17 protein-coding genes are annotated in these 17,914 nt (G+C 59.8%); 7 read left to right on the top strand and 10 right to left on the bottom strand.

Going from position 1 to position 17,914, the window contains the following annotated elements; translation table 11 throughout:
* Positions 1 to 310 precede the first annotated feature (310 nt).
* On the top strand, positions 311 to 1,285 hold the full coding sequence (gene hemB, locus ACIQV9_RS20205) for a porphobilinogen synthase (RefSeq protein ID WP_403104880.1): 975 nt from the start codon (positions 311 to 313) through the stop codon (positions 1,283 to 1,285).
* Between the two features lie 213 nt (positions 1,286 to 1,498).
* Here the strand turns inward: hemB and ACIQV9_RS20200 are convergent, their stop codons facing one another.
* Complete coding sequence (locus ACIQV9_RS20200; RefSeq protein WP_403104878.1) at positions 1,499 to 3,034, bottom strand: FAD-dependent oxidoreductase; 1,536 nt, start codon at positions 3,032 to 3,034, stop codon at positions 1,499 to 1,501.
* A 203-nt stretch (positions 3,035 to 3,237) separates the two neighbouring features.
* Between ACIQV9_RS20200 and ACIQV9_RS20195 the strand changes: the two genes are divergently transcribed.
* Positions 3,238 to 4,332, top strand: a complete 1,095-nt coding sequence (locus ACIQV9_RS20195; RefSeq protein ID WP_403104875.1) for a DUF1615 domain-containing protein — start codon at positions 3,238 to 3,240, stop codon at positions 4,330 to 4,332.
* Between the two features lie 80 nt (positions 4,333 to 4,412).
* Here ACIQV9_RS20195 and ACIQV9_RS20190 read toward each other — a convergent pair whose 3' ends face one another.
* A complete protein-coding gene (locus tag ACIQV9_RS20190) occupies positions 4,413 to 4,775 on the bottom strand; it encodes a hypothetical protein (protein WP_403104886.1) in 363 nt (120 codons plus the stop codon).
* Between the two features lie 223 nt (positions 4,776 to 4,998).
* Here ACIQV9_RS20190 and ACIQV9_RS20185 point away from each other — a divergent pair, with 223 nt between their 5' ends.
* Positions 4,999 to 5,619 (top strand): isochorismatase family cysteine hydrolase, encoded by a 621-nt coding sequence (locus tag ACIQV9_RS20185; RefSeq protein WP_403104872.1) that lies wholly within the window; start codon positions 4,999 to 5,001, stop codon positions 5,617 to 5,619.
* Positions 5,620 to 5,625: 6 nt separating this feature from the next.
* On the opposite strand, the gene ACIQV9_RS20180 is transcribed toward ACIQV9_RS20185, so the two are convergent.
* The 3 genes from ACIQV9_RS20180 to ACIQV9_RS20170 form a co-directional block, all read right to left on the bottom strand.
* Positions 5,626 to 6,345 (bottom strand): anti-sigma factor domain-containing protein, encoded by a 720-nt coding sequence (locus tag ACIQV9_RS20180; protein WP_403104870.1) that lies wholly within the window; start codon positions 6,343 to 6,345, stop codon positions 5,626 to 5,628.
* The gene (locus ACIQV9_RS20175; protein ID WP_403104867.1) at positions 6,342 to 6,863 is read right to left on the bottom strand and encodes a sigma-70 family RNA polymerase sigma factor; all 522 of its coding nucleotides are present in this window, start codon (positions 6,861 to 6,863) and stop codon (positions 6,342 to 6,344) included. The genes ACIQV9_RS20180 and ACIQV9_RS20175 overlap by 4 nt, the downstream gene beginning before the upstream one ends.
* 94 nt (positions 6,864 to 6,957) lie before the next feature.
* On the bottom strand, positions 6,958 to 7,479 hold the full coding sequence (locus ACIQV9_RS20170; protein ID WP_403104864.1) for a DUF3455 domain-containing protein: 522 nt from the start codon (positions 7,477 to 7,479) through the stop codon (positions 6,958 to 6,960).
* Positions 7,480 to 7,637: 158 nt separating this feature from the next.
* Between ACIQV9_RS20170 and ACIQV9_RS20165 the strand changes: the two genes are divergently transcribed.
* Positions 7,638 to 8,261 (top strand): glutathione S-transferase, encoded by a 624-nt coding sequence (locus tag ACIQV9_RS20165; protein WP_403104862.1) that lies wholly within the window; start codon positions 7,638 to 7,640, stop codon positions 8,259 to 8,261.
* A gap of 42 nt (positions 8,262 to 8,303) precedes the next feature.
* On the opposite strand, the gene ACIQV9_RS20160 is transcribed toward ACIQV9_RS20165, so the two are convergent.
* Positions 8,304 to 8,744 (bottom strand): CBS domain-containing protein, encoded by a 441-nt coding sequence (locus tag ACIQV9_RS20160; protein WP_111285825.1) that lies wholly within the window; start codon positions 8,742 to 8,744, stop codon positions 8,304 to 8,306.
* Positions 8,745 to 9,094: 350 nt separating this feature from the next.
* Here ACIQV9_RS20160 and ACIQV9_RS20155 point away from each other — a divergent pair, with 350 nt between their 5' ends.
* Positions 9,095 to 11,455 carry a DNA polymerase II gene (locus tag ACIQV9_RS20155; protein ID WP_403104858.1) on the top strand — a complete coding sequence of 787 codons (2,361 nt, stop codon included), beginning with the start codon at positions 9,095 to 9,097 and terminating at the stop codon, positions 11,453 to 11,455.
* Here the strand turns inward: ACIQV9_RS20155 and ACIQV9_RS20150 are convergent.
* The 3 genes from ACIQV9_RS20150 to ACIQV9_RS20140 all read right to left on the bottom strand — a co-directional run bounded on the left by ACIQV9_RS20150 (position 11,420) and on the right by ACIQV9_RS20140 (position 14,175).
* On the bottom strand, positions 11,420 to 11,890 hold the full coding sequence (locus ACIQV9_RS20150; RefSeq protein WP_403104855.1) for a DUF1810 domain-containing protein: 471 nt from the start codon (positions 11,888 to 11,890) through the stop codon (positions 11,420 to 11,422). The genes ACIQV9_RS20155 and ACIQV9_RS20150 overlap by 36 nt on opposite strands.
* A gap of 30 nt (positions 11,891 to 11,920) precedes the next feature.
* Positions 11,921 to 12,742, bottom strand: coding sequence for an aldo/keto reductase (locus ACIQV9_RS20145; protein WP_403104852.1), 822 nt, complete (start codon positions 12,740 to 12,742; stop codon positions 11,921 to 11,923).
* Between the two features lie 284 nt (positions 12,743 to 13,026).
* Positions 13,027 to 14,175 carry an aldose epimerase family protein gene (locus tag ACIQV9_RS20140; protein WP_403104849.1) on the bottom strand — a complete coding sequence of 383 codons (1,149 nt, stop codon included), beginning with the start codon at positions 14,173 to 14,175 and terminating at the stop codon, positions 13,027 to 13,029.
* 392 nt (positions 14,176 to 14,567) lie between these two features.
* Here ACIQV9_RS20140 and ACIQV9_RS20135 point away from each other — a divergent pair, with 392 nt between their 5' ends.
* Both ACIQV9_RS20135 and ACIQV9_RS20130 read left to right on the top strand, forming a co-directional pair.
* Complete coding sequence (locus tag ACIQV9_RS20135; RefSeq protein ID WP_403104846.1) at positions 14,568 to 15,317, top strand: hypothetical protein; 750 nt, start codon at positions 14,568 to 14,570, stop codon at positions 15,315 to 15,317.
* A gap of 256 nt (positions 15,318 to 15,573) precedes the next feature.
* Complete coding sequence (locus tag ACIQV9_RS20130) at positions 15,574 to 16,359, top strand: sulfite exporter TauE/SafE family protein (protein WP_403104844.1); 786 nt, start codon at positions 15,574 to 15,576, stop codon at positions 16,357 to 16,359.
* A gap of 225 nt (positions 16,360 to 16,584) precedes the next feature.
* Here ACIQV9_RS20130 and ACIQV9_RS20125 read toward each other — a convergent pair whose 3' ends face one another.
* On the bottom strand, positions 16,585 to 17,913 hold the full coding sequence (locus ACIQV9_RS20125) for a TolC family outer membrane protein (protein WP_403104841.1): 1,329 nt from the start codon (positions 17,911 to 17,913) through the stop codon (positions 16,585 to 16,587).
* Between the last annotated feature and the right edge of the window lies 1 nt (position 17,914).

Below are 17,914 nucleotides of genomic sequence, written 5' to 3'. Positions count from 1 at the left end.
CTGGAATAGGATTTTCGCATCATCATGCACACCTCAGATTTGGGCGCCATCATAGCGCCCTATTGATGTGTCCAAATTCATTAGGCCAGATCAGCTTGCCCGCGATGGCGTCGTGTCAGTCGACCCATGTATTGACTGATACACCGCTATCGCGGGCAAGCCCGCTCCCACAAGGTTTGTGCTGGACTCGCGATTATTGCCGGTCTGGTAATGGTGTGTTCTGCGCCTGAGGTTTGTGCCCCGCGCCTCGCAGGGCATAAGCTTCGCCCCCTACGACTTTCGTCTCGACCTCCGTTTTCAGGAACCCCTCATGTCCAGTCAGTTCCCCGAAGCACGTCCACGCCGTCTGCGCCGCAATGCGAGCCTGCGCAGCCTGTTCCAGGAAACCGAGTTCAGTCTGAACGACCTGGTGTTGCCGATTTTCGTCGAGGAAGAAATCGATGACTTCGTGCCGATCAAAAGCATGCCCGGCGTGATGCGCATTCCGGAGTCGAAACTGGCTGGCGAGATCGAGCGGTATGCCCGCGCCGGGATCAAGTCGGTGATGACGTTCGGCGTCTCCCATCACCTGGACAGCAGCGGCAGCGACACCTGGAACGACAACGGCCTGGTGTCGCGCATGTCGCGCATTGCCAAGGACGCAGTGCCGGAGATGATCGTGATGTCCGACACCTGCTTCTGCGAATACACCGACCACGGCCATTGTGGCGTGATGCACAACCACGAAGTCGACAACGACCAGACCCTGATCAACCTCGGCAAACAAGCCGTGGCGGCGGCCCGGGCCGGTGCGGATGTGATTGCTCCGTCAGCGGCCATGGACGGGCAGGTCCAGGCCATTCGCCGAGCGCTCGACGAAGCCGGTTTCACCCAGACCGCGATCATGGCCTATTCCACCAAATTCGCTTCCGCGCTCTACGGTCCGTTCCGTGAAGCCGGCGGCAGCGCGCTTAAAGGCGACCGCAAAAGCTACCAGATGAACCCGATGAACCGCCGCGAAGCGGTGCGTGAGTCACTGATGGACGAGCAGGAAGGCGCCGATGCGCTGATGGTCAAACCGGCCGGCGCGTACCTGGACATCATCCGCGACATCCGTGAAGTGTCGCGTTTGCCGCTGTCGGCCTATCAGGTCAGCGGCGAGTACGCGATGATCAAATTCGCCGCACAGGCCGGAGCGATTGATGAGGATCGCGTGGTGCGTGAAAGCCTTGGTGCGATCAAGCGAGCGGGGGCGGACCTGATCTTCACCTACTTTGCGATGGACCTCGCCCTGGCCGGGATCTAAATCCCACCACCTATCCCTGTAGGAGCGAGCCTTTGTGGTGAGGGGCTTTTGTGGCGAGGGGATTTATCCCCGTTGGGTTGCGAAGCAGCCCCAAATCGAACACTGCGGTGTATCAGACACATCGCAAACAATGGTTTTACGACTGCTTCGCAGCCGAACGGGGATAAATCCCCTCGCCACAAAAGCCTGGTCTCACATTTGGACTGTACTGAATCAGAGCGAACCAAAAAACGGCCGGATCCCGTGCTCCTTGAAATACCGCTCAATCACCTTGGGGTCGGCCGAGTTGTCGGCAATCGCCACATACGTATCCGGCCGCAACAGATAAAACCCGTTACGCCCCAAACCCGCCGCTTCAAACGCTGGCCGCCAGTCGAACACGTGCAACGGCAGGTGATGCTCGTGGCACCAGGCGATCATTTCGTCGCTGGTGTCGCCATACACATGCACCTGCCAGGTCAGACACTTCAGCGATTCGAAATTGTCCCCCTCACCGTCGTGAGCCCAGGGCAGACGGTCGCCGCCATGAACGTGTCCGGAGGCGCCCGTGCTCAACGCTGTCCCACGATAGTTCAGGGTGATCTGCGACACCGTGCGAAACAGAAACTCCCGGGACGTTTCGAATGAGGCCATTTTGGGGATCAGGAACGGCGCCAGACGGGTGCGCAGCAAATCGGCCATGCGCCCTTCGGCGGTGACAAACGTGAAGACCCGGTCGGTGGTGGCCACCAGTTTGCGGGCAAAGGCGATGCGTTCGGTTTCGTAGGTGTCGAGCAGCGTGGACGTGGCGCCGCCGCTCAAGACGGCCGTCAGTTTCCAGGCCAGGTTGATGGCATCGCCAATCCCGGTGTTCATGCCCTGGCCGCCCGCCGGGCTGTGGACATGCGCGGCATCGCCCAATAGAAATGCGCGACCGCTGCGAAAGTGATCCGCCACCCGATGATGCACTCGATACGTCGAGAACCAGTTCACCAGATCAATCTGCACCTTCAAATGTTCGATGGCCCGACTGCTGACATCGGCAAACCCAAGGGTTTCAACACGGTCGGCACGCTCGTCGCGCACGGTGCCAATCAAGCGGGCGCGGCCTTCACCGGCTAATGGAAACACCGCGAGGAAATCCGCTTCATCGAGGTCCACGTGCAGTTCACCATTGAACGTCGGCCCGCGAGCCTGCACGTCGGCTACGTAGAAAATCTGCTGATAGGTGCCGCCCGGAAAACCGGTGTCCAAGGTCTTGCGCACGATTGACCGGGCGCCGTCGCAACCCGCCAGATAACACGCCTGGCAGATTTCTTGCTGGCCATCGGGCAGGCGCAGCCTTGCGGTGATGCCATCGCCGGTTTCCTCAAAACCCTCCATTTCGGTGCTGCGCTCGACCTTGATGCCGAACCCTTCGAGGCGTTCAATCAGCAGCTGTTCGTGTTCGTCCTGAGGGAACATCTCGAGAAACGCGTAAGGCGTCAGCCCCTCGCCAATGCCGGTCAATGGCAAGCGCGCCACGGGCTCGCCCCTGACCCAAAAATTCGCCGCGTCCACTCGGTGGCCTTTCTGTACCACGGCATTGCTGAGGTCGAGCTGGCGATAAAGCTCCAGCGTCCGCGCCTGGACCGCCAGCGCCCGGGATGTAGTACCGGGGGCCGACGTCTTGTCGATAATCCGTACCCGAATCCCCAGTTTGCTCAACCACAGCGCCAATACCAGCCCGGTCGGGCCGGCGCCCACGATCAGTACGTCGCTACGGTTCATGAGCCTGTCCTCCTCGGTGTGTGGCTCAAGTATGGTCCAGCCCGGGGATATGAAAAGGCGGCCGTCCAATGGAAAAGGCCCCGCAACCGTGAAGTTGCGGGGGATTCAAGGCAAGGGGAACGGGGCGTTTCAGCCGCAGTCATAGCCTGCGCCATGCCATTGATCGTATGGTTAACCCGGTTCAGCGGATTTGATGGAGCACCATGCAAGCCAATCGATTGATCATGAGTGTCGCGGCGCTGCTGGTGCTGGCCGGTTGCGGCACCCAGCGCACTCAAGAGTTGCCGACCCGCAAACCCGCCGAGGTCAAGGCCGAGATCGTGCGCCTGCTGCCGGCCAAAACCGTCGACCGCCAAGGCTGGGCGACGGACATCTACGCCGCGTTTGCCGCGCAGAACATTTATCCGTCCACGCAAAACCTGTGTTCGGTGCTCGCGGTTACCGAGCAAGAGTCGACCTTTCAGGTCGACCCGCCCGTGCCGGGCCTGGGCAAGATCGCCCGCGAAGAGATCGACCGTCGTGCCGCCAAGGTGCACATCCCCAGCCTGCTGGTGAGTGGTGCACTGCAGGTCAGTTCATCCAACGGTAAAAGCTACAGCGACCGGCTGAATGCGGCGCGCAGCGAAAAAGAACTCAGCGCGATTTTCGATGACTTCATCGGCATTGTGCCCATGGGGCGGACCTTGTTTGGAGGGCTCAACCCGGTACACACCGGTGGGCCGATGCAGGTCAGCATCGACTTTGCCGAGCAGCAGGCGCGGGATTATCCGTATCCCGTGGACGGCTCGATCCGTCGTGAAGTGTTCAGCCGTCGCGGCGGCATGTACTTCGGCATTGCACACTTGCTTGGGTACCCGGTGAGTTACAAGCAGCCGTTGTATCGCTTCGCCGATTTCAATGCCGGTTGGTACGCCAGCCGTAATGCGGCGTTTCAGAACGCGGTGAGTCGAGTGTCAGGCATCGCTTTGGCGCTGGATGGCGATCTGGTGCGATACGACGCGATCATGCCGGGCACCACGGAATTGGCAGTGCGCAGCCTTGGCAAGCAATTGGGCATGCGCAACACGACTATTCGGGATCAATTGGAGGAGGGCAAAAGTTTGCAGTTCGAGGACACCCAGCTCTATGCGCGGGTGTTCGACATGGCCGAGCAGGCGGAAGGTCGGCCATTGCCTCGGGCAGTGTTGCCGGGGATCGTGCTGCAAAGCCCGAAAATCACCCGCAAACTCACGACAGCGTGGTTCGCCAAGCGGGTTGATGAGCGTTATCAGCGATGCATGACGCGGGCGGGCAAGTGACCGGCCGCAAAAAACAGGCGTAAAAAAACCCGGCTGATGAGGCCGGGTTTTTCATTGAGTACTGCGGTAAAACCATTCATTTATGCAGCGCGGCTTTCGATCAGACGGTCGGAACCACCTTCAGCAACGCGATTCTCGATCAGACGATCCGAACCACCTTCAGCGACGCGATTCTCGATCAGACGATCCGAACCACCTTCAGCAACGCGGTTTTCGATCAGACGGTCGGAACCACCTTCAGCAACGCGGTTTTCGATCAGACGGTCGGAACCACCTTCGGCAACGCGGTTTTCGATCAGACGGTCGGAACCACCTTCAGCGACGCGGCTTTCAATCAGACGATCCGAGCCGCCTTCAGCGACAACCGGGTGAGCAGAAGAAGCGGCGAAAGCGTTAACTGCAAAAACCGAAAAAGCGATGCTGAGGAAGATTTGGCGTTTCATGATGGTGTGCTCCGGGGTGTAGTTGTTTGGTATGGAGCCGATGGTACGCCGCGGATTTTTTATGAGAACTTCATTGAGGTGATGGTGAACATCGACGGCAATGATAGGTAGCGCGATGCCCCTCACGTAGGCGTGATGGTTCAGTCGTCGGATGGCCGCGGCGGGGTTGATCACCGCTTCTACACTGGATAGCTGGCGTGCCTTTGCCCTTGAGGAGTCGATCATGAATGCCAGTGCCTATGTTCCCGCCCACACCGGCCTGCTGCTGGTGGATCCTTACAACGACTTCCTCAGCGAAGGCGGCAAACTCCACGGCCGCGCTCAACCGGTGGCTGACAGCGTCGGCACGCTGGCCAACCTGAAAACCGTGGTGGCGGCCGCTCGCAAGGCCGGTATCCAGGTTTTCTACGTTCCGCATCACCGCGCCGAACCCGACGAACTGGCGCGCTGGAAACACCCCAGCCCCTATCAACAAGGCGCCAGCGGTGCTCAGGTATTTGCCGCCGGAACCTGGGGCGGGGAGTGGCACCCGGACTTCCAGCCCGAGGCCGGTGACGTGATCGTCAAGGAGCACTGGGGCGGCAGTGGTTTTGCCAACACCGATCTGGATTTCCTGCTCAAGCAACACGGGATCGACAAGGTCGTGGTGGTGGGGATGCTTGCCAATACGTGCATCGAAAGCACCTCCAGGTTCGCCGCCGAACTGGGTTATCACGTCACGTTGGTGCGCGACGCCACGGCCGCTTTCAGTGCCGAGGCCATGCACGCCGCGCATGAGATCAACGGGCCGACGTATGCCCACTCGATTGTCACGACAGCGGAGTTGATCGCGGCGCTTGGCTGATCGCGGTCAGATGACTTTCACCGCCCGACCGATGAATTGAATCGGCCCGGTTGGTTTTCCGATCGGCGAGCCGTTCGGATTTTCCAGGGTCAGTTCAAACAGCTGGTTGGGTTGCAGTGGCGGCAGCTTGTCGAGCGGGATGGACAGCGTCTGTCCCGGTTTGACCAACCCCAGTGAGACCGGTCCTTGCCAGCCATCGGCCTTGGTCCAGAACTCGAGCGCCTTGTCGGCCGGGACCTCGACGATACCCAGCGGAATCAGCTGGATTTCCCTCGGGTTGCTGGCCTGGATCACCCAGCCCGGTGCCTTGTCCTGAGGACCGACCAACACCACCAGGTAAGTAGGCTTGACGGTGGTTTGCGTCAGCATCAATGCGCCGAGCAGCAACGTGGCGGCCAGCCCCGCAGCGGCGAGCCCGCGCCAGAGCGGCAACAGATTCCACCAGGATAAAGAGGGCGCCGAGATTAGCGAAGGTTGCCGACTCACGTTGTTCACGCTGCGCTCGATACGCTGCCAAAGGTGTGGTGACGGCGGGTGAGGTCCGGCCAGATCGGTCAGGCCGAGCAGGCGACGCTCCCAGGCGTCCACGGCTGCCCGTAACTCAGGTTCGTCGCGCACGCGCTGCTGGACCTGGGTGCGAAGCTCTGTGGATAGTGTGCCCAACACATATTCGCTGGCCAGTTCATCGAGTTCTTCAGGGGTTTCATTTGTCGGTTTGCTGATCATCCCATGCACTCCCGCAATGCCGTCAGGCTCCGCTTGATCCAGGCTTTGACAGTGCCCAGCGGGGTGCCGAGCTTTCGTGAGATTTCAGCGTGAGAGTACCCGTCGACGTATGCATGCAGGATACAGGCGCGCCTTGCAGGGTCCAGTTGTTCCAGGCACTGATGAATGCGCCCGGAGTCAGCCTGAGCATCGAATGTTGCGGTGTCGTCCAGCCCATCGAAATCGCCTTGAATCTCGCGGCTATTGTCACGGATGAAGTTCAGTGCCAGATGCCGCGTCAAACTGAACATCCAGCCCCGCGCCGACCCTCGCGCCGGGTCGAACTGCGCGGCGCCATTCCATATTTTAATGAAGGCATCGTGGACGATGTCTTCTGCCAGCGCAGTGTCACGCACCAGGCGTTTGGCAACGCCCAGCAGGCGTTGACTCTCCTGCACATACAAATCACGCAGGGCCTGACGTTCACCGCGGGCGCAGGCGGCGATGTGGGCTTCGTAATCAAAAAGAGTTTCGGGCAAGGACACTGATCTCAGCCATCAATAATGGGCAGCAGCCCCGGACCATAGGACCGGGGCCAGTGCGGAGCAGCGTAGACCAATTTCCCGCAGGCTTTCAGTTGGCTGCCCAGAAAATGTAATCCGCCTGGTACTTCACCACTTCTTGCTTGCCCTTGTTGGCCGTCGAACATTCAGTGCTCGGGGCCACGCCACCTTTGAGGGCGACGCGCTGGATGTAGCTGACGCCCGTCATAGCGCCTTTGCCTTCAGCCGGATTGGCCTTGACCAATTGATAGGGCAGGTTACCCGGACTCGAAGGTGCGACAGCCAGTTGGGTGCCGGTGATTTTCGAGCCATCTTTCGCCTGCCAGGTGGCGGGCGGCCCGAAATAGGTGCCGACCTGTTTGCCGCTGCGATCATTGAGTACCGCTTTGGGCCCGACAAAGATCCATTCGGTCTGGCCGGCGGCATTGACCTTGTCACGGCATTCGTAAGTGATCTCGCCGACACCGGTGGTTTCCAGGGCGACCTTGTGCCCGTCCGGGACCTTGATGCTGTCGGGCAGACCTGTCTGGGCGTAGGCCATGGGGCCCACGACGAACAAACCGGCAAGGCAAATCAGCTGTTTGGCGTTCATGAATAGCGCTCCGTAAATGAGTAATCTGCTCGGCAGCCTCTGGGCTGCTACAGGTACTACCCATCGGAAAGCGATTTGGATGCAGTGGCATAAAAAGAAATTTTCCAGCATGGTCAGTATCAGACGCTACAAAGAGACAATCTTGAAGGGGGGTGCTTATGTACCAGCTCTACGGACACCAGAACTCCGGCGCCGCCGCGATAGAAGCCGCCCTCGAGCTCTGTGAAATCCCTTATCGTTTCATCGACGTCGAGTCGTCTGCGCAGGCCGCCAAAGACCTGGAGAAGCTCAACCCGCTCAAGCAGATCCCCACCTTGCAACTGCCCGACGGCAGCATCCTCACCGAAAGCGCGGCGATCCTGATTCATCTGGGGCTCGCGTTTCCCGAGTCGAACCTGCTGTCGAACACGCCCGCCGAACGTGATCAGGCGATCCGGGGCCTGGTGTACATCGTCAGTAATTGCTACGCGGCCATCGGCATCATCGATTACCCCGAGCGCTGGCTGGTCGAGGCGGATGCCTCTGCCATGGAAAACCTCAAGGCCGGCGCCCGTCGACGGTTGCACTGGAGTTGGGAAGTGTTTGCCGATCAGTTCTCGGGCGAGTTGTATCTGGACGACGAGACGCCAGGTGCACTGGATGTGCTGGCGGCGGTGGTGACGCGGTGGGCGGGCAGTCGCGAGCATCTGCGCAATGCCCGACCCGGTTTTTACGCGTGGCTGACACGAATCGACCGGCACCCGACGCTGGCACCGGTCTTCGCCCGGCATTGGCCAACCTGAAAAACACCACCGATCCCCTGTGGGAACGGTGGTGTTTTTGAATCACTCACCGCGGATGTACTGCTCCAACTGGCGAATCAATTCAGCCTGTTCGGCAATGGCTTCCTTGACCAGGTCGCCGATCGACAGCAAGCCGATCAACTTGCCGTTTTCCACCACAGGCAGGTGGCGCAGGCGTCTGTCGGACATGATGCCCAGGCAGGTATCGACGGTTTGATGGGTGTCCACGGTGATCACCGGCGACACCATGATGTCGCGAACCGGCGTGCCCACCGAAGAACGGCCATGCAGCACCAGTTTGCGCGCGTAGTCCCGCTCGCTGATGATGCCCAGCACTTCGTCATTGTCCACCACCAGCAAGGCGCCGACGTTCTTTTCGGCCATCTTCATCAGGGCTTCGAGCACCATGTGATCGGGTTTGATCTGGTGCACTTCCTGATTTTTCTGATCTTTCAACTTGAGCAGTTGGGCGACGGTTTTCATGATGGCTTCTCAGGTGTTTTCGTTGTTATTGAAGAATCGTAGACCCGAGCGCAGAGGGCAAGGCGGAAAGCAGCAGATAACGCGCAAAAAACGTCATTTGGCGGTTTTTCTTCGGTTAACCGGAAGTATTCCGCAGTTATTCACTGATCTATGGCCTCAACCAACCCCTGTGGGAGCGAGCTTGCTCGCGATAGCGGATTAACATTCAACAATGATGTTGGCTCTGAATCCGCTATCGCGAGCAAGCTCGCTCCCACAGGGTTTATGTCTGTCTGAGGGGGTGGAGCAGGGGCTATCCCCCGCGATGACGCGTAGAATTGCCGCCTGAATCAGATCTTGAGGTTGCAGTGGTGGATTTACAGCAGGGTTTCGTCCTGACCCGGCATTGGCGCGACACCCCGGCCGGTACGCAAGTCGAGTTCTGGCTGGCGACCGACACCGGTCCCCAGCGTATCCGCCTGCCTCATCAACCGTCGGTAGCCTTCATCCCGGCCGTCCAGCGCGAGCAGGCCGAGGCCGTTTTGCGTGGCGAAAAAAACGTCGAGCTAAAGCCATTGGCCCTTCAGGATTTCGAGCACCGCCCGGTCCTCGGCCTGTATTGCCAGCAACACGGTCAACTGATCCGCCTGGAAACCGCGCTGCGTAAAGCAGGCGTCGAAATGTACGAAGCCGACGTGCGCCCGCCGGAACGCTACATGATGGAGCGCTTCATCACCGCGCCAATCCTGTTTGGTGGCAAGCCAGGGGCCGAAGGCCTGTTGCTCGACGCGCAGATGAAACCCGCTCCCGACTACCGGCCCAACCTCAGACTGGTGTCCCTGGACATCGAAACCACCGCCCAGGGCGAGTTGTATTCCATCGCCCTGGAAGGCTGCGGCGAGCGCCAGGTCTACATGCTTGGCCCGCCGAATGGCGACGACAGCGCAGTGGATTTCCAGCTCGACTACTGCGACTCCCGCACCGTGCTGCTGAAAAAACTCAACGAATGGTTCGCCCGCCATGACCCCGACGCGATCATCGGCTGGAACGTCGTGCAGTTCGACCTGCGCGTGTTGCACCAACACGCCCGACAGCTGGGCGTACCGTTGAAACTGGGACGTGGCGGCGAAGAAATGCAGTGGCGCGAACACGGCAGCCGCAACCATTACTTCGCCTCGGCCGCCGGCCGGTTGATCATCGACGGCATCGAATCCCTGCGCTCGGCGACCTGGAGCTTCCCCTCGTTCAGCCTGGAAAACGTCGCGCAAACCCTGCTCGGCGAGGGCAAGGCGATCAGCACGCCGTACCAGCGCATGGACGAAATCAACCGCATGTTCGCTGAGGACAAACCGGCACTCGCCACATACAACCTCAAGGACTGCGAACTGGTAACGCGGATTTTCGCCAAGACCGAACTGCTGACTTTCCTCCTGGAGCGCGCCAGCGTTACCGGGTTGCCGGCGGACCGCAGCGGTGGTTCGGTGGCGGCGTTCACGCACCTGTACATGCCGTTGATGCACCGCCAGGGTTTCGTGGCGCCGAATCTGGGGAACAAGCCCGCGCAGGCCAGCCCCGGCGGTTTTGTCATGGACTCGCAACCCGGTTTGTACGAGTCGGTACTGGTGCTCGACTACAAAAGCCTCTATCCGTCGATCATCCGCACCTTCCTGATCGACCCGGTCGGATTGATCGAAGGCTTGCAACATCCCGATGACAGCGAATCCGTGCCGGGCTTTCGCGGTGCGCGTTTTTCCAGGACCCGGCATTGCCTGCCGGCGATTGTCGCTCGGGTAGCCGAAGGCCGAGAGACCGCCAAGCGCGAACACAACGCGCCGCTGTCGCAAGCGCTGAAGATCATCATGAACGCCTTCTATGGTGTGCTCGGTTCCAGCGGTTGCCGCTTCTTCGATACACGCCTGGCGTCGTCCATCACCTTGCGCGGCCACGAGATCATGCTGCGCACCCGGCAGTTGATCGAAGCCCAGGGCCACACGGTGATTTACGGCGACACCGACTCGACGTTCGTCTGGCTGCGTCGTGCTCACGGCCAGGAAGAAGCGGCGCAGATCGGCCGCGCGCTGGTGGACCACGTCAACCAGTGGTGGCGCGAGCATGTGCAACAGGAATACGGGCTGAAAAGCGCCCTGGAGTTGCAGTTCGAGACCCACTACAAGCGCTTTCTGATGCCGACCATTCGCGGCGCCGAGGAGGGCAGCAAGAAGCGCTACGCCGGGCTGGTCACTCGCGCCGATGGCACTGACGAGATGGTCTACAAGGGACTGGAAACCGTGCGTACCGACTGGTCGCCGCTGGCCCGCCAGTTCCAGCAGGAGCTGTACTCGCGGATTTTCCACCGCAAGCCGTATCAGGATTATGTGCGCGACTACGTGCGTAAAACCCTGGCCGGCGAGTTCGACGACCGCCTGATCTACCGCAAGCGTCTGCGCCGTACTCTGGATGACTATGAACGCAATGTGCCGCCCCACGTCCGTGCGGCGCGGATCGCCGATGACTACAACGACCAGCAAGGTCGCCCTCGGCAATACCAGAACGGCGGCTGGATCAGCTACGTGATCAGCGTTGCCGGGCCCGAGCCGCTGGAAATTCGCAGCGCGCCCATCGACTACGACCATTACGTCACCAAGCAATTGCAGCCGGTGGCGGATGCGATTCTGCCCTTCGTGGACGACGACTTCTCAACCTTGATTGGTGGGCAACTGGGCCTGTTTTGAGTCCAGCAGCTGCAGCGTCCAGTCATCCCGTATGCCGTGGAAATACTGATCCAGTGCCTTATGGAACACACTGCCTTTGGGCGCGATCTGGGCGAACAGGGTCATCGACGAGTGAAACTTGAGGTTGTCGGGATGTCCGAAAATCTCGGTAATCGTGCGCTGTTTGATGTCCAGGACCAATTGCGTGCAGGTTCGCAGGCGCGCGCCCAGCTTTGGATGTTCAAGGTAGGCCACGGCTTCTTCGCGGGAGCGGATCGCGTAATGTCGGGACATCTCACTACCGCCCAATCCGGCGAATTGCGGAAAGACGAACCACATCCAGTGCCGGCGCTTGCGGCCGGTTTTCAACTCTTCCTGGACCCACTCGAACACCGGGTCTTGCGCTTGCACAAAGCGTGGCAAATTGAAGTCGTCGAGCTGATCAGTGCTTCTCATGCAGAAGCCCTCTGACAGTACCGCGATGGCTTAGACCATGGCCAACCGGTGCTTGCGTTGTGGCGCGTGAAACGCGTGGTCCAGCGCCTTCAGATCCTCGTCTTCGAGCCGCAATTGCGCGGCCTGCGCATTCAGTTGCACATGTTCAGGTTTGACCGCTTTGGGGATAGCGATCACGCCTGTCTGTCGCAGAATCCATGCCAGTGCTGCCTGAGCCGGCGTCACCGCGTGACGGGCAGCAATCTGCCTGAGTACCGGATGGGTCAGCATTGTTCCTCCTTGACCGATGGGACAGTATGCCATCAACGGCTGCTGATGCTGTTGGCACCAGGGCAGCAGGTCAAATTCGATGCCGCGCGCTTCCAGGTTGTACAGCACCTGGTTGGTGGCGCAGGCCGGAGAGTTCAGTTCCTGCAGATCGTCGACGTCGAAATTGGACACGCCCCAATGGCCGATCTTGCCTTCTTCACGCAGGCGTTCGAAGGCGGTGACGGTTTCCTCGAGCGGATACTGGCCGCGCCAATGCAGCAGGTATAAATCGATGTAATCGGTATTCAAGCGCCGCAGGCTGCGTTCACAGGCCTGGGGGATGCCTTTGCGGCTGGCGTTGTGCGGGTAGACCTTGCTGACCAGAAAGACCTTGTCGCGCACGCCTGCGATGGCTTCACCCACCACTTCCTCCGCGCCGCCTTCGGCGTACATCTCGGCGGTGTCGATCAGGGTCATGCCCAGCTCGATGCCCAGGCGCAGCGCGGCGACTTCCTGGCTGTGCTGCGAGGAATCTTCTCCCATGCGCCAGGTGCCTTGGCCGATGACCGGTACGTTGACGCCGGCCAGTTCGAGGGTCCGCATGAAAACCTCCTTTTTTCGAATCGATAAGTACTCTTTGGTTGGCAGCAGAATAGCCCGGTGGTTCCGTCGCGTGTAGCAGCTGCCCTGTGGCGAGGGGATTTAGCGAAACGTCGCACCGCCCCGTTGGGCTGCGAAGCGGCCCCCTACACGCTCTTCAGACGTAAGGCGCTTGCAGGTTTGACGACTGCTTCGCAGCCGAACGGGGATAAATCCCCTCGCCACACAAGCCCGCTCCCACAGGGTGGAGGAGGCTTGGCAGTTGCTACAACGTGTGATGCCGGAAGTTAGTTGGCCGAGAACTTCAGCACAGTGTTCTGGGTATAGGTTTGACCCGGGTCGAGTCGTGTGGACGGGAAACTCGGCTGGTTCGGCGAGTCGGGATAGTGCTGAGTCTCCAGCGTGAACGCGCCCCAATGCGGATAAACGTTGCCGCCCTTTCCCTTGACCGTGCCGTCAAGGAAGTTGCTGGTGTAGAACTGCACGCCGGGTTCGGTGGTGTAGAGCTGCAAGCGGCGCCCGGAGAGTGGGTCGCTGACATCGGCCGCCAGTTTGCCTACGTCACCCTTGGCGTCCAGGGCCCAGTTGAAATCGAATCCACCCTGTTTCGGCTCAGCGAATTTCAATTGCGGGTGATCGGCCTTGATGTTTTTGCCGATGGCGGTGGGCTGCGTGAAGTCCATCGGCGTCCCCGCGACCGGGGCCAGTTCGCCGGTAGGAATCAGCTTGGCGGTGACCGGCGTGTAGTGGGTCGAATGCAGGGTGACAAGCTGATTCAGCACATCCCCGTTGCCCGCGCCGGCGAGGTTGAAATAGCTGTGGTTGGTCAGGTTCAGTACGGTGGGTTTATCGGTGCTGGCCTTGTAGTCGATGCGCAACTCATTGTTCTCGGTGAGGCTGTAAGTGACCTCGGTTTTTAGGTTGCCGGGGAACCCCATTTCACCGTCCGCCGACAGATACGTCAGGGTCACGCCCACCGAATCCTTGCCTTTGCTCGGCTGGGCTTTCCACACGTGCTTGTCAAACCCCTGCGGGCCACCGTGCAGTGAGTTGGAACCGTCGTTGAGCGGCACCTGATAGCGTTTGCCATCCAGTTCAAACGCGCCGTTGGCCAGGCGATTGCCGAAACGCCCGATGGTCGCGCCAAAGTATGCCGTGCCGCTCTGATAGCCCTGAACGTCGTCAAAACCCAGAACCACGTCGTCGAGCTTGCCGTTTTTGTCCGGCACTTTCAGCGACTGCAAAATGCCGCCGTAGGTAATGATCGTGGCTTGCAGGCCATGGCTGTTGCGCAAGACGTATTGCTCGACGGGTGTGCCGTCGTTGGTCTTGCCGAAGGCTTTGTGTTCGCTGGACAGGCCAGCCGCTTGAGCGGTGAGGGTGGCGATCATCAGGGACAGTCCGAGGCCGGAGAGCAGGTGTCGGGAGTGCAGCATGGTTGACCTTCCTTTTTTGTTGTTTTCATAAGGCAGTAAAATGTCTAGTAGTCTTACTAAATATTCAACAAGAGAACATTTATAGCTGATCATTCGATATTAACAATAATAAAGTAAGACTAATTCACCCTATTTTGTAGCAGCTGCCGAGCCTGCGAGGCTGCGTTCGGCTGCGTAGCAGTCGTAAAACCTGCAACCGCATGCTTTCAGGCAAACCGCGTTCGCCAGATTACGACTGCTACGCAGCCGAACGCAGCCTCGCAGGCTCGGCAGCTGCTACAAAGAAGGGCCGGTGATCAGTTGGCACTGCACTTTTTCAGCTTTGGCGGCTCTATTCCTTGGCCAGCCTGCGGCGATCCCCACCGTCGGCCAATGCCCAAGTTCAAGCACCCATGGCCCGAGTTTTACCCTTCTTCGCTTCACCCCTACGTCGCCAATGCCTGCTGCTGGCCAGCCTGTCGATGCTCTTCGCCAGTGGTTGCAGCCAGCAGCAAGGCAGTGACATCGTCAGCCAGTTCCGCGAAGGCACGCCCCAGGAATTCCTCCAGACCAGCGTCGACCGCATGGCGACCCTGGCGATGCGCGACAACCTCGACAGCCTCTACTTGCTGATGAGCAAGCTCTACCTGCGCAACCCGGACGAGTTGAAAAAATCCGGCTTCCTCGACGCCCGCACCGCAGGAAAGCAAGTGCGCCTGGCCATCGAACAACAACAGCCGCTGCCCACCCTCGGCGGCAAGAAAGACCTCGCGGCGTTGAGCTACGCCATGAGCCCGGAGTTTCTCGGCGACCGGGTCGGCGCTTTCATCTATGCCATCGGCAGCATGCTGGTCACCGCTCACGGCAATCGTCTCGAGTTCTACATGACCGATGCGATCAACCCGACCTTCGTCAGCAACGCCGCACGCAACATCGAGAAAGCCACCTGGATCCTGAGTCAGCGGCAAAGTAAAAGCGGTGAGCCCTTGCTGTTCTCCAACGAAATTTCGGAGGAGGGCAGCAACCTGAGTTTTGCCGTGGAGTTCGGCAAGATCGTCGCGCGGCTGGACCTGCTGACGCAGATGCTGGACGAGCGTTATCGGCGGATCGGCCTGAATTACGCGCAGAGCTTGCTGTTCCTGAATTTCTTGCCGGTGCAGTAGATCAACCTCACCACACTTACTGACACAGCAGATCCCCTTGTAGGAGCGAGCCTGCTCGCGATAGCGGTTCAGCATTCAACAAAAATGTTGGCTGACAATCCGCTTTCGCGAGCAGGCTCGCTCCTCCAGGGGAAAATTGGGTGCATAGGAGAATGGTGTGTTGTGGAATAACGATAGTCCGCATCGATATAAGTAGTTATAAGAAAAATCGATATGCTGCGGGCCAGTTTTTTCATGTGTTTTTGCGGGCGTGTTAATGGATTTCGTTAACTTCGGGTTGGTGGTTGCTGGATTGGTTGTGGGCTTTATAGTCGGCATGACCGGCGTAGGGGGTGGTTCGTTGATGACCCCGATTCTGCTGTGGTTCGGTATCAACCCGGCCACGGCGGTGGGCACTGACTTGCTGTACGCGGCCATTACCAAATCCAGCGGTGTGCTGGTTCATCGCAAGAACAACAACATCGATTGGGCAATTACCGGTTGGCTGACCCTCGGCAGCGTGCCGGCGGTAGCGCTGACGCTGTGGTTCCTGAGCAGTTTGCAGACCTCCCCCGACGCGATGAACGCCGTCATCAAACAAGCGCTGGGCTTTGTGCTGTTTGCCACGGCCCTGGCGATTTTCTTCAAGAAACGCCTGCTCGACTTCGCCCACAAACGGGCGGGCGGCCAGTACAACCCCAGCGGTTCGCGCCTGAATGCACTGACGGTTATCACCGGTCTGGTCCTGGGCACCATGGTCGCACTGACCTCGATTGGCGCCGGCGCCCTCGGCACCGTGGCGCTGTTCATCCTCTATCCGCTGTTGCCGACGCGCCGCCTCGTCGGTACCGAAATCGCCCACGCCGTGCCCCTGACCCTGGTCGCCGGCCTGGGTCATGCGAGCATGGGCAACATGGATTGGCAGGTGCTGGGTTACCTGCTGGTGGGTTCGCTGCCGGGGATTTACCTGGGCAGCCACTTGACCGGTCGCATCTCCGACGAGGTGCTGCGTCCTTGCCTGGCCACGATGCTGGTGCTGATCGGCTATAAACTGGCGTTTTAGCGTGTACCACAGACGAAAATGAGCCCTGATATCAGGGCTTTTTTTTTAACCCGGATTTGCGCAGAAGCAGTTGAACAACGGGGGCAGTTTTCAGTCCGCGGCAAAAATTCAGGCCGTCGGTCTGGCCCGGTACGAAGTGGCGCATCCTCGAATGAGGGCGAAGGGAACGCTGTTGCGGGCCCGGGTTTTGCCGACCACCTTGCAAAAGTGCCGCGCAGGTGAAAATCAGTTGGTGACCAACAGTTCCGGGCCGAGGTAGTTGTTGATGTGGTCGATATCGTCGTCGCCCAGACTGCCCACCGAAGAGGCCAGGCGCAGGCGCGACATCAAGTAACGCAGCTTGGCCTCGAACAGATCGTGGCGCGCAACGAAGAGCAGTTCTTCGGCATTCAGGACGTCTGAGTTGGTGCTGGTGCCCCCCTCTTTGAAGCCCTTGCGTGCCGATGTCAGTGAACGCTCGTTGGACTCCACTGCCTTCTCCAGCGCGTGAATGCGGTTGGCGCCGCTCTGTACGCCGCGATACTCACGGGTGGTACCGGAGACGACTTCCTGGCGCGTAGCGTCGAGTTCGTCCAGGGCCTTATAGCTATTGGCACTCGCCTGGCGCGTCAACGCGCTAGTGCCGCCACCGTTGTACAACGGGAAGTTTACTTCCAGCCCGATTGAGGCGTAGCGGTTGCGTTGATTCAGCTCGGAGATTGATTGGCTGTCACCCGCGGTGTAGCCAGCAACGAAATCCAGTGTCGGCCAGTGGCCAGCCCTGGCGCGTTTCACTTCTTCTTCAGCGAGGTCGCTGCTATGACGGCGCGCATGGATCAGCGGGCTGTCGGTCTGAGCCTTAATCAACCAGTCCTGCAGGTTGCTCGGTAGCAGCGGTGGCGTATCGAAGGTCGGACGCAAGGTGGTCAGGGATTCGGGAGTTTCTCCGATGTATTCCTCAAGCTTGCGGCGCGCGTTGACCAGGTTGTCCTGCGCTTCGATCAGCTCAACCGTGGCGAGGTCGCGGCGAGCAACCGACTCGTCGATGTCGGTGACGGTGCCGGCCCCCAACTCCATGCGTCGTTCAGCCGAAGCGAGTTGCTCGTCAAAGGCACTTAACTTGGATTTGGCAAGGATGATGGTTTCGCTGGCCAGGAGCACGTCGAAATAGGCTTCGGCCAGGCGCACCGCGGCGTCCTGACTCTTGGCGTCGAACACCGCGACGCTGTAGTCGGCACGCTGTTTACCTTGGCGGTACTCGGCCATTTTCTGTTTGTTGAACAGTGGCTGGCGCAAGCGCACGTTAGCGCCCTTGGAGTCGTAATCGAGATCCCTTTCGATGCCGCTCTGGCGCTGGGTGCCATTGACCTTGTTGTCGTAGGCCGAGGCACTGACCTGCGGTAACAAACCCGCCAAGCCGATGGCGCGGTTTTCCACGCCAGCCTCCTTTTCATGCACGGCGGCACGATAGACAGGGCCTTGGTACTGCAGCAGATCCCAGGCTTGTTTGAGGTCCATGGCGCTGGCCGGGAAGGACAGTGCCAGCAGGCAGTAGATCAGGCAATGACGGTCCATT

The sequence above is a fragment of the Pseudomonas sp. NPDC099000 genome, assembly GCF_044759925.1.
Lineage (GTDB): Bacteria > Pseudomonadota > Gammaproteobacteria > Pseudomonadales > Pseudomonadaceae > Aquipseudomonas.
This window is presented reverse-complemented; position numbering and strand designations above follow the sequence as displayed.

What these genes read in the sequence shown, in the direction of transcription:
- ACIQV9_RS20185 (WP_403104872.1), top strand. Translation starts at nt 4,999, where the DNA reads ATGAATGCCAGTGCCTATGTTCCCGCCCACACCGGCCTGCTGCTGGTG.
- ACIQV9_RS20145 (WP_403104852.1), bottom strand. Translation starts at nt 12,742, where the DNA reads ATGCGGACCCTCGAACTGGCCGGCGTCAACGTACCGGTCATCGGCCAA.
- ACIQV9_RS20195 (WP_403104875.1), top strand. Translation starts at nt 3,238, where the DNA reads ATGCAAGCCAATCGATTGATCATGAGTGTCGCGGCGCTGCTGGTGCTG.
- ACIQV9_RS20130 (WP_403104844.1), top strand. Translation starts at nt 15,574, where the DNA reads ATGGATTTCGTTAACTTCGGGTTGGTGGTTGCTGGATTGGTTGTGGGC.
- ACIQV9_RS20170 (WP_403104864.1), bottom strand. Translation starts at nt 7,479, where the DNA reads ATGAACGCCAAACAGCTGATTTGCCTTGCCGGTTTGTTCGTCGTGGGC.
- ACIQV9_RS20190 (WP_403104886.1), bottom strand. Translation starts at nt 4,775, where the DNA reads ATGAAACGCCAAATCTTCCTCAGCATCGCTTTTTCGGTTTTTGCAGTT.
- ACIQV9_RS20200 (WP_403104878.1), bottom strand. Translation starts at nt 3,034, where the DNA reads ATGAACCGTAGCGACGTACTGATCGTGGGCGCCGGCCCGACCGGGCTG.
- ACIQV9_RS20165 (WP_403104862.1), top strand. Translation starts at nt 7,638, where the DNA reads ATGTACCAGCTCTACGGACACCAGAACTCCGGCGCCGCCGCGATAGAA.
- ACIQV9_RS20150 (WP_403104855.1), bottom strand. Translation starts at nt 11,890, where the DNA reads ATGAGAAGCACTGATCAGCTCGACGACTTCAATTTGCCACGCTTTGTG.
- ACIQV9_RS20160 (WP_111285825.1), bottom strand. Translation starts at nt 8,744, where the DNA reads ATGAAAACCGTCGCCCAACTGCTCAAGTTGAAAGATCAGAAAAATCAG.
- ACIQV9_RS20140 (WP_403104849.1), bottom strand. Translation starts at nt 14,175, where the DNA reads ATGCTGCACTCCCGACACCTGCTCTCCGGCCTCGGACTGTCCCTGATG.
- ACIQV9_RS20180 (WP_403104870.1), bottom strand. Translation starts at nt 6,345, where the DNA reads ATGATCAGCAAACCGACAAATGAAACCCCTGAAGAACTCGATGAACTG.
- ACIQV9_RS20135 (WP_403104846.1), top strand. Translation starts at nt 14,568, where the DNA reads ATGGCCCGAGTTTTACCCTTCTTCGCTTCACCCCTACGTCGCCAATGC.
- hemB (WP_403104880.1), top strand. Translation starts at nt 311, where the DNA reads ATGTCCAGTCAGTTCCCCGAAGCACGTCCACGCCGTCTGCGCCGCAAT.
- ACIQV9_RS20125 (WP_403104841.1), bottom strand. Translation starts at nt 17,913, where the DNA reads ATGGACCGTCATTGCCTGATCTACTGCCTGCTGGCACTGTCCTTCCCG.